The following is a 328-nucleotide window of genomic DNA, read 5'->3' as shown; positions in this document are numbered from 1 at the left end:
GTACTTCGCCCTGCCGGTGCTGGCGGGAATCAACCTTCCATCGGGGATTGTCGGGATTTTGGCCTTCACGCTCAATTACGGATCCTACGGTTCCGAGGTGGTCCGAAGCGCCATCCTGGCCATTCCCCGGGGACAGCACGAGGCGGGAATCGCCCTCAATATGACCCCGGCCCAGCGGATGCGGAGCATCATCCTACCCCAGGCCTTCCGGATCATGCTTCCTTCCTTCGGCAATCTCCTGATCGAAATGTTAAAGGGCACCGCCCTTCTGTCGCTGATCTTCATCCCGGAGATGACCAACAACATCATCCAGATGCGGAACACGGTG

Annotated in this window: 1 protein-coding gene; it reads left to right on the top strand. The window is 58.8% G+C overall.

Translation table 11 applies throughout. The features are described 5' to 3' along the window. A partial coding sequence (locus RZO55_RS20380) for an ABC transporter permease subunit (protein ID WP_318066101.1) occupies positions 1 to 328 on the top strand: 328 nt, incomplete at both ends.

It is taken from the genome of Clostridium boliviensis (assembly GCF_033342255.1).
Lineage (GTDB): Bacteria > Bacillota > Clostridia > Lachnospirales > Lachnospiraceae > Lacrimispora > Lacrimispora boliviensis.
This window is presented reverse-complemented; position numbering and strand designations above follow the sequence as displayed.